Here is a 9,441-nt window from a genome sequence, read left to right as displayed (position 1 = left end):
GCGGGCCGCGCCGCCGTCGGCTCGACCTCCGCGAGGACGCCCTCCGGCAGGAGGACCACCGCCGTCGTGCCGCCGTACGGGGAGTCGCGGAGGCTGACCTCGATGCCGTGGCGGGCGGCGAGGCGGCCGACGACGTAGAGGCCGAGGCGGTCGTGGCGGGTGGGGTCGAAGGCGTCGGGGTCGGTGAGGGTGCGCTGGGCCCCGGCGCGCGCTTCGGCGTCGAGGCCGAGCCCGCGGTCGTCGATCTCCAGCACGAATCCGCTGCCGACGTGCCCGGTGCGCAGGGTGACCTGTGTGTGCGGGGGCGAGAACACCGTGGCGTTCTCCAGGAGTTCGGCGATCAGGTGCACCACGTCCGCGACCGCGTCCGCCGCGATGCCGACCTCGGGCATCGGCGGCACGACCACGCGCGTGTAGTCCTCGATCTCGCTGACGGCGGACGCGACGACGTCCGCGACGGGCACGGGCCGGCGCCAGCGGCGGCCGGGCGCGGCGCCGGAGAGGATGATCAGGCTCTCCGCGTGCCGGCGCATGCGCGTGGTGAGGTGGTCGATGCGGAACAGCTCGCGCAGTGCGTCGGGGTCGTCGGTGCGCCGCTCCAGCGTGTCGACGAGCTTGAGCTGGCGGTGCACGAGGGCCTGGTTGCGGCGCGCGATGTTGAGCAGCACCGCGAACAGGCCCCGGCGCAGGCCGGCCTGCGTCACGGCGGCCTCGACGGCGGCGAGCCGCGCGGTGTTGAAGGACCGGCCGACCTGCCCGATCTCGTCGTCGCGGACCTCGTCGGCGGCGAGCGGCGGCGCCTCGGCCGCCGCGTCCACCTCCTCGCCGGCGCTCAGCCTGCGCATCACGTCCGGCAACTGCCGCGTGGCCAGGACGTCGGCGGCGTCCCGCAGCCTCTCCAGGCGGCGGGAGATGCGCCGGGCGCCGCGCACCGCGCACCACAGCGACAGCGCGACGGCGGCCAGTCCAGCCGCACCCACGACGGCCGCCTTGGTCAGCTCGCGGTAGGCGAACGCCCGCCCGCGCGCGGCGGAGTTCTCGGCCGACCTGGTGCACAGCTGCATGTACCGCCGCACGGCCCGGTCGGTGGTCGACCGCCAGGTGTCCGCGGCCACGGCCCGCCCGGCACCGCCGGCGCCGGCCCGCAGCAGCGCGTCCTCGCCCCGCACCAGCGAGCGGTACAGGTCCCCGCGCTGGAAGGCCTCGAACAGCGCCCGGGAGTCGGCGGGCAGGTCCGGCACGTACGTCTGCTGGAAGACGCGCCGGTCCTCGATGGTCGCGGTCAGCGTGTCGTACTGCCGGTCGGTCAGCGTGCCGGCCGCCCGCGCACCGGCGACGAGCGCGTCCTCCCGGGAGACGAACTCCCGGACCCGGACGAGCTCGACGACGACCTGGGCCTCGCGCGCGAGCTGCCCGGCCTGCAGGGCGGTGAGCGTGGACTGCACGTCGAAGCCGGGTTCGACGAGCGCGCCGTACTCGTCGACCGCGCGATCCCAGGTGATCTGCCGCGCGAGCACCCGCTCACGCAGCCCCTCCAGCTTTCCGCCGGCCGCGACCATGGCGTCCAGCGCCTGCCGCTGCCGTGCGGTGAGCCGGCTGCGGTCGCCGTCCCGGACCGCCCGCCGCATGGCGTCGACGGCCCGGTCGGTACGGCGCTGCTGTTCGAGCAGCCGGCCCCCGGCCGCCGTGTCGAGCCGGGCGCCCAGGTAGGCGGCGGACATCCGGCGCTCGATCTGGATCTGCCCGACCGCGGTGTCCACGGGGGTCCCGAAGTCCTCGTACACCCCCTGCACCCGGATCAGCGCGCGCAGTTCGGAGGTGACCGACACCATGGCGAAGCTCCACAGGGCCATCAGCGCGACGGCCGGGGCGAGCGCGAGCGCCACGATCCGCGTGCGCACGGTGGGGGGACGGCCAAGGGGCCAGCGCATGGTGTACCTGCCGGTGTTACCAGTCAGTAGGAAGTGCGCCACAACCTACGGGATGCGCGCCCGGTACCGCAACGGTGACCTGTGGTAACCCAAGGTCACCTCGGCAGCGGGAGGACGGCGGTGAGGAAGGCCGCCCGGCCGCGGGGCCGGTCGTCGGCCGGCCTAGCGCCTCTACGAGGACACCGGCCTTGTCCTCGCCCACGGCGAGCACGTCATCGACGCGGTCGCGGCGGGCGCCCGGGACGCCGAGCTGCTGAGCGTGCGCCGCACCAGTCCGCTGCTGCGGGTGCGTCGGGTGACCACGACACGCCAAGGGCGCCCGGTGGAGTGGTCCGACGACCGCTACCGCCCGGACGCCGTGAGCTTCAGCGTGTACAACTCCCTCGGCGACAACGCGCCGGCGCGCAGGCCCGCGGACCAGGACCGGTTACCCGGGCGCCCCGGAGGAGAACCGCCGCAGCAGAGGGGACAGCACCAGTACCGACTTGGTGCGCTCCACGAACGGCTCCCCGGCGATCCGCTCCAGCACCCTCTCGAAGTGCCGCATGTCGGACGCGAAGACCTGGGCGATCGCGTCCGCGTCGCCGGTGACGGTCGACGCGGCCACGACCTCCTGGTAGCGCTCCAGGCCGCGTTGGATGGTCTCCGGCGAGGTGTTGCGCCGGCAGTAGATCTCTATGTAGCCCTCGGTCTCCCAGCCGAGCGCCGCCGGGTCCACCCGGACGGTGAACCCGGTGATGGCCCCGGTGGCGCGGAGCCGGTCCACGCGCCGCTTCACCGCGGGGGCGGACAGGCCGACCATCTGCCCGATGTCCGCGTAGGAGCGGCGGGCGTCCTCGGCGAGGGCGTGCACGATGCGTTCGTCGAGATCGTTCAGCACAGGGGGTGGTTCACTTCTTCGGATCGGTCACTTCTCTGCCGCCACCGCGAGGTGCTCGGCCGTCGCGAGGCGGGAACGGCGATGGCCGTACACGAAGTAGAACACGAGCCCGACGGCCATCCAGGCACCGAACACGATCCAGGTGACGGTGGACAGGCTGCCCATCATCCACACGCAGAAGGCGAAGCCGAGCGCGGGCAGCACCGGCGACAGCGGCACCCGGAAGGTGCGGTGCATGGCCGGGCGGGTCCGGCGCAGCACCACCACGGCCACGTTGACGAGTGCGAAGGCGAACAGGGTGCCGATGCTGGTGGCGTCGGCCAGCCTGCCCAGCGGGACGGCGGCGGCGAGGACGCCGCAGAACAGGGACACGATGACCGTGTTGGCGCGCGGGGCGCCGGTCTTCGGGTGCACCCTGGCGAAGACCTTGGGCACCAGTCCGTCGCGGGACATGGCGAAGAGGATGCGGGTCTGGCCGTAGAGCACGGTCAGGACGACGCTGGCGATGGCGATGACGGCGCAGCAGGCCAGCAGGGTGGCCCAGAAGCTCTGTCCGGTGACGTCCCGCATGATCTGGGCGAGGGCGGCCTCGGAGTCGTTGAACTTCCGCCACGGCCTGGCGCCGACCGCGACGGCCGCGACCAGCACGTACAGCGCGGTCACGATGACCAGGGAGAGCATGATGGCGCGGGGCAGGTCGCGCTGCGCGTCCTTCGCCTCCTCGCCGGCGGTGGAGGCGGCGTCGAAGCCGATGTACGAGAAGAACAGCGTGGCGCCGGCCGCGCTGACGCCCGCCATGCCGAGCGGCATGAAGTGCGCGTAGTTTCCGGACCTGAAGCCCATGAAGCCGATGGCGCAGAACAGCACCAGCGCGGCGATCTTCACGCACACCATGACGGTGTTGGCCCGCGCGGACTCCTTGGCGCCGCCGAGCAGGAACGCCATCGCGAGCAGGACGACGATCAGGGCGGGCAGGTTGAAGAGGCCGCCGTCGCCGGGCGGGGCGGACAGGGCCGTGGGGATGGTGACGCCGATCGTGCCGGCCAGCAGCTCGTTGAGGTACTCGCCCCAGCCGACGGCCACGGCGGCCACCGAGACGCCGTACTCCAGGACCAGGCACCAGCCGCAGATCCAGGCGATCAGCTCGCCCATCGTTGCGTATGCGTACGAGTACGAGGAGCCGGAGACCGGGATGGTGCCCGCGAGCTCGGCGTAGGAGAGGGCCGAGAACAGCGCGGTGAGGCCGGCGATCACGAAGGAGAGGGTGACCGCCGGGCCCGCCTTGGGCACCGCCTCGCCGAGCACGACGAAGATGCCGGTGCCGAGCGTGGCACCGATGCTGATCATCGTCAGCTGCCACAGCCCGAGGGAGCGCCGCAGCACACCTCCCTCGCCCTGGCCGCCCTCCGTGACCAGCTGTTCCACGGGCTTGCGTCGCATCAGGCGCGCGACGACGCCGGAAAACGCGGGGACGTCCGTTGCCTGGTTGTGCGGGGGTGCGCCTTGGTCGAGCACGCGCTGGCTCCTTGTCGCTGCCGGTCGGTGCGGCCGGGGACCGGTGCGACCCGCGCGTGCGGGGACCCACCGAGCGGGGTCCCCGCACGCCGCGTACAGCGCAGCACCCTATGAGGCGGGCGTTCACGGGCGTAACGGAGCAGCCTTGCGCGCTTGCGCAAGATCATTGCGTTCCCGCCCCCAGGGGCGCCCATTCATTGCGGGGTGGGCGCGACATCCTCGCCGGGCCAGGGCTGAGCCGGCGCTCAGCTCCAGCTGGCGTGCAGCGGCTTGCCCTCGGCGTAGCCGGCCGCGCTCTGGATGCCGACGACGGCCTTCTCGGCGAACTCGGCCAGGGAGGCCGCACCGGCGTAGGTGCAGGAGGAGCGGACGCCCGCGATGATCGAGTCGATCAGGTCCTCCACACCCGGGCGGGCCGGGTCGAGGAACATGCGGGAGGTGGAGATGCCCTCCTCGAACAGCGCCTTGCGGGCGCGGTCGTAGGCCGACTCCTCCGACGTGCGGTTGCGCACCGCGCGCGCGGAGGCCATGCCGAAGGACTCCTTGTACAGGCGGCCGTCCGCGTCCTGCTGGAGGTCGCCCGGGGACTCGTAGGTGCCCGCGAACCAGGAGCCGATCATCACGTTGGACGCGCCGGCCGCGAGGGCCATGGCCACGTCGCGCGGGTGGCGGACACCGCCGTCGGCCCACACGTGCTTGCCGTACTTCTTCGCCTCGGCGGCGCACTCGAGCACCGCGGAGAACTGCGGCCGGCCCACGCCGGTCATCATCCGGGTGGTGCACATGGCGCCGGGACCGACACCGACCTTGATGATGTCCGCGCCCGCGTCGACGAGGTCCTTGACTCCCTCGGCCGAGACGATGTTGCCCGCGACGATCGGCACCTGCGGGTCGAGGGCGCGTACCAGCCTGACGGCGCTGATCATCGACTCCTGGTGGCCGTGCGCGGTGTCGATGACGAGCGTGTCCACGCCCGCGTCGAGCAGCTGCTTGGCCTTGCCCGCCACGTCGCCGTTGATGCCCACCGCGGCGGCGATACGCAGCTTGCCGTGCGCGTCGACGGCCGGGGTGTACAGCGTGGCGCGCAGGGCGCCCTTGCGGGTCAGGATGCCGACGAGCCTGCCCTGCTTGTCGACGGCCGGGGCGTAGCGCCGGTTGTGGTGGTCGAGGGTGTTGAAGGCCTCGCGCGGGTCTATGTCCGCATCCAGCAGGAGCAGGTCCCTGGACATGACCACCTCGAGCTGGGTGAAGCGGTCGACGCCGGACAGGTCCGCGTCGGTGACGACGCCGACCGGCCGGTCGTCCGCGTCCACGACCACGCCGGCGTTGTGCGCCCGCTTGGGCAGCAGCGCCAGGGCGTCGGCGACCGTCTGGTGCGGGGCCAGCACGATCGGGGTGTCCAGCACCAGGTGGCGGCTCTTCACCCAGGAGATGACGTCGGTGACGACGTCGATCGGGATGTCCTGCGGGATGACCACCAGGCCGCCGCGGCGGGCCACCGTCTCGGCCATGCGGCGTCCGGCGATGGCGGTCATGTTGGCGACGACGAGCGGGATGGTGGTGCCCGTGCCGTCCGGCGAGCTGAGGTCCACGCCCTGACGCGAGCCCACCGCGGAGCGGCTCGGCACCATGAACACGTCGTCGTACGTCAGGTCGTACGCGGGCCGGATGTCATTGAGGAAACGCACGTGCTGCACATCCCAGTCGATCAGAGGTGACCCCCCGACGGGTGCGCCAGGGGGAAAAGAGCACGTACTTCATTGTCCCATGACGCGGGCGGCGTCATGCCCTCACAGAACATCCAGGCCGGTCGGAGACCTCTTAGGAGGATTCTCCAAGGGCCAGGGCGACGGTGAGCGCCGGTGTCACGCGCATGGCCTGGGAGAACACCTCCCGGGCGGTCTGCCACTCCTGCGGCCGGGCCGTGGCGTACGCCTGCCGGTGCCGTACGACGACCAGCCCCCCGCCCTCGGCCTGCTCCGGCCACACGGAGACGTCGGACAGGGAGTCGGCGAGGGCGTCCCAGTTGCGGCCGAACCGGTCGGGCAGCGCGAGGGCCCGGGCGACGCGATCCATCAGGCCGGCCTTGTCCGTGACCCCGGCGAGGTCCGGCGTGACCACGAAAGCCGTCATCTCGGCACCGCCCTGAACGTCTCATGGTGGTCGTCGGCGTAGTGGATCTCGCCGCCCTGCCCGGTGACGACGGGCCGGGCCCCGCGATCGCGTGAGCCCGGCGTCCGCACCGTGTACGCGGGGCAGCAGCCCCGTGGGTGCCGGGGCAGGCCGCCCTGCGAAGTCGCCGAGGACGGCACCGTCGCGTGCGTACGGGCAGGGGTCGCCCTCGTCGATGAGGGCGAGGGTCCGGCGCGCCCTTGCGGGGAGCCGGACCGCCGTGACGGTGGCCGTGTGCCCGGCCCAGGAGGGACGCCGGACCGGGTCGCCCCGGAAGGGCCGGTCGAGCACCCGGCCGGCAGCACGGCCAGGCGGAGCGCGCGCACCCAGAGGCGCACCGCAGCAGCATGCCGGCGATGCTGCGTGCGGCCGTCACGTCAGGACGACCACACGCCCTGCCGCCGGGCCCCGCTCACAGTCCGTCCGGGTCCGCGCGGCTGAGCGCGGGCTTCGGCGTCGGCCCCGCCGTCATCAGGTAGTCCGCGGCGGAGGTGTCCGTCACGAGGCTGGTGACCAGCCCGGAGCGCAGCACCGCGTCGATCGCGGACGCCTTGCGCTGACCGCCGGCGATCGCCACGACCTCCGGGATGCGGCGCAGCTGGTCGGCCTTGACCGTGATGCAGCGCTCGCCCAGGTCCCGCCCGATCCGGCGCCCCTCGGCGTCGAAGAGGTGCGCGGCCATCTCGGCGGCGACGCCGAGCGAGGCGTAGTGCGCCCGTTCCGCGTCGCTGAGCATGTCGTGCACCGTGGAGATGCCCGGCTCCCAGGAGCCGATGGAGACGCAGGCGACCGTGACCTTGTCGAAGTACTCGAAGGCCCGCGCGATCCCCGTCTGGTTGCGCAGGGCCGCCGCGGTGGCCGCGTCCGGCAGCAGCATCGGCGCGTAGATCGGGTGGGCGTCGCCGCCCGACACCTGCGCGGCGCGCCGCACGGCCTCGACCGAGCCGCGCTCCGAGGTCCCGGCGTCGTACACACCCGTCAGCTGCACCACCGTGCACGGCGGCAGGCGGTCGAGGGCCGCCGCCATGTGGATGGTGGACCGGCCCCAGGCCAGGCCCAGCACGTCCCCCTCGTCGACCAGCTCGCCGAGCAGGTCGGCGGCGACCTCGCCGAGGTTCTCGGGGTCGGGGGTCTCCTCGGCCTCGGCCGGGGACTCGACCACGACGGCGTGCCTGAGGCCGTAGCGGGCGCGGAGCGCGTCGGAGCGCTCGGCGTCCAGCTCGGCCGGCACGCGGATCTCGATCCGCACGAGATCCCGTTCGAGGGCCGTCTCCAGGACCCGGGCCACCTTGAAGCGGCTGACGCCGAACTCCTCCGCGATCTGGATCTTGGACTTGCCCTCGAGGTAGAAGCGGCGGGCCATGGCCGCCGCCTGCACCAGCTCAGCGGGTCCCATCCGCACGGCTGACCGGCCCGCCGACATACCCGACACGGCGATCTCCTCACTGCTGTTCACACTCTGGATTCGCCGTTCATCCTTGCAGATTCGGCGCAACGTATCCGCCCCAGCGGGCGGCCTTCAGTCAAGCGTTCACACAGCCGTGGCTCCGTGGTCGCATGCCCAGGACGCCTTGGCCGTGGCCGTCTGCGCCTGCGCGCGCAGGGCACGGACCGCATCCGCCGGGTCCTTCGCACCGTAGACCGCGGAGCCGGCGACGAACACGTCCGCCCCCGCGTCCGCGCACCTCTCGATCGTCGAGGCCGAGACACCGCCGTCGACCTGCAGCCACAGCTGGAGGCCGTGCTTGCCGATCAGCTCACGGGTGCGGCGGATCTTCGGCAGCATGATGTCGAGGAACGCCTGGCCGCCGAAGCCCGGCTCCACCGTCATGATCAGCAGCATGTCGAGTTCCGGCAGCAGGTCCTCGAACGGCTCGATCGGCGTCGCGGGCTTGAGCGCCATGGCGGCGCGGGCGCCCTTGGCGCGGATCTCGCGGGCGAGCCGCACCGGGGCGGCGGCCGCCTCCACGTGGAAGGTGACCGAGGAGGCTCCGGCCTCCACGTACTGCGGCGCCCACCGGTCGGGGTCCTCGATCATCAGGTGGCAGTCCAGCGGGGTGTCCGTCGCACGGGCCAGGGACTCCACGACCGGCACGCCGAGCGTGAGATTCGGGACGAAGTGGTTGTCCATGACGTCGACGTGGAGCCAGTCGGCGCCTTGGACCGCCTTGGCCTCCTCCGCGAGGCGCGCGAAGTCGGCGGACAGGATGCTGGGGTTGATCTGCACGGCCATGACCCAAGCCTGCCATGCCCGGGGGTCCGATGGTCGCGCCCGTCCACAGGCAAAGACGTTCATCGCACCGACCCGACGGTATGCGACGCCGCCCGTCGGCCGCGCGGACGGGCGTTGAGCCGGGCGGCCTGGCGCGTCAGGCGGTCGCGCTCGGCGAGATCGTGGGGCTTTCGGGCCGCCTCGGCGTACAGCCGCGCGGCAGTCGCCAGGTCGCCGTCGCGCTCGTGGAGGTGGGCCGCCACCGCGGCGCGGCGGGGCAGTGAGGCGTCCAGTTCCGCGAGCGCCGCCAGGCCGGCGCGCGGTCTGTCGGCCTCGCCGACGGCGACGGCGCGGTTGAGCCGGACGACCGGGTTGTCGGTCAGGCCCTCCACGAGCCCGCCGACACAAACCTCAGCCGGTGCGGCGGACCAGCGCCACCGCCCTCCACGAGCCCGCCGACACAAACCTCAGCCGGTGCGGCGGATCAGTGCGAGGTACATCGCGTCCGTGCCGTGCAGATGCGGCCACAGCTGCACGTCCGGGCCCTCGCCGAGCGCGGGGACGCCGGGGAGCAGCGGGCGGGCGTCGACGAGTTCGGTGTCCGGGCGCTGCTTGAGCACGTCGGCGACGACCGCGCGGGTCTCGGCGAGGTGCGGCGAACAGGTGGCGTAGCCGACGATCCCGCCGACGCGCACCGCCTCGAGCGCGCCGCGCAGCAGGGCGCGCTGCAG

At 73.0% G+C, this 9,441-nt stretch carries 7 protein-coding genes and 4 pseudogenes; 1 reads left to right on the top strand and 10 read right to left on the bottom strand.

Annotated elements, in window-relative coordinates; translation table 11 throughout:
• On the bottom strand, positions 1 to 1,931 hold a 1,931-nt coding region (locus ACLU3S_RS33475; RefSeq protein ID WP_413955744.1), incomplete at its 3' end, for a nitrate- and nitrite sensing domain-containing protein.
• Positions 1,932 to 2,097: 166 nt separating this feature from the next.
• On the opposite strand from ACLU3S_RS33475, the pseudogene ACLU3S_RS33470 reads away from it, so the two are divergent.
• Positions 2,098 to 2,349: pseudogene (locus ACLU3S_RS33470) on the top strand (UTRA domain-containing protein); the annotation flags it as partial.
• A 9-nt stretch (positions 2,350 to 2,358) separates the two neighbouring features.
• Here ACLU3S_RS33470 and ACLU3S_RS33465 read toward each other — a convergent pair.
• From ACLU3S_RS33465 to ACLU3S_RS33425, 9 genes and pseudogenes are all read right to left on the bottom strand, one after another.
• Positions 2,359 to 2,811, bottom strand: coding sequence for an Lrp/AsnC family transcriptional regulator (locus tag ACLU3S_RS33465; protein ID WP_030343799.1), 453 nt, complete (start codon positions 2,809 to 2,811; stop codon positions 2,359 to 2,361).
• Positions 2,812 to 2,838: 27 nt separating this feature from the next.
• Entirely contained in the window at positions 2,839 to 4,326 is a 1,488-nt protein-coding gene (locus ACLU3S_RS33460) for an amino acid permease (protein WP_413955743.1), read from the bottom strand.
• A gap of 245 nt (positions 4,327 to 4,571) precedes the next feature.
• On the bottom strand, positions 4,572 to 6,014 hold the full coding sequence (locus tag ACLU3S_RS33455; protein WP_413955742.1) for a GuaB1 family IMP dehydrogenase-related protein: 1,443 nt from the start codon (positions 6,012 to 6,014) through the stop codon (positions 4,572 to 4,574).
• Positions 6,015 to 6,147: 133 nt separating this feature from the next.
• Positions 6,148 to 6,459, bottom strand: a complete 312-nt coding sequence (locus tag ACLU3S_RS33450; protein ID WP_413955741.1) for a barstar family protein — start codon at positions 6,457 to 6,459, stop codon at positions 6,148 to 6,150.
• A pseudogene (locus tag ACLU3S_RS33445) lies at positions 6,456 to 6,809 on the bottom strand (ribonuclease domain-containing protein). Before ACLU3S_RS33445 ends, ACLU3S_RS33450 begins: the two are co-directional and overlap by 4 nt.
• Positions 6,810 to 6,910: 101 nt before the next feature.
• A complete protein-coding gene (locus tag ACLU3S_RS33440) occupies positions 6,911 to 7,954 on the bottom strand; it encodes a sugar-binding transcriptional regulator (protein ID WP_413955740.1) in 1,044 nt (347 codons plus the stop codon).
• A 75-nt stretch (positions 7,955 to 8,029) separates the two neighbouring features.
• Positions 8,030 to 8,731 carry a ribulose-phosphate 3-epimerase gene (gene rpe / locus ACLU3S_RS33435; protein WP_413955739.1) on the bottom strand — a complete coding sequence of 234 codons (702 nt, stop codon included), beginning with the start codon at positions 8,729 to 8,731 and terminating at the stop codon, positions 8,030 to 8,032.
• A gap of 59 nt (positions 8,732 to 8,790) precedes the next feature.
• A pseudogene (locus ACLU3S_RS33430) lies at positions 8,791 to 9,093 on the bottom strand (RNA polymerase subunit sigma); the annotation flags it as partial.
• 84 nt (positions 9,094 to 9,177) lie between these two features.
• A pseudogene (locus ACLU3S_RS33425) lies at positions 9,178 to 9,441 on the bottom strand (rRNA cytosine-C5-methyltransferase); the annotation flags it as partial.

Source organism: Streptomyces sp. AF1A, assembly GCF_047340315.1.
In the GTDB taxonomy this organism is placed as follows: Bacteria; Actinomycetota; Actinomycetes; order Streptomycetales; family Streptomycetaceae; genus Streptomyces.
This window is presented reverse-complemented; position numbering and strand designations above follow the sequence as displayed.

Bases quoted from the DNA above. Each gene is read 5' to 3' on its own strand.
- ACLU3S_RS33450 (WP_413955741.1), bottom strand. From the start codon at position 6,459: ATGACGGCTTTCGTGGTCACGCCGGACCTCGCCGGGGTCACGGACAAG.
- rpe (WP_413955739.1), bottom strand. From the start codon at position 8,731: ATGGCCGTGCAGATCAACCCCAGCATCCTGTCCGCCGACTTCGCGCGC.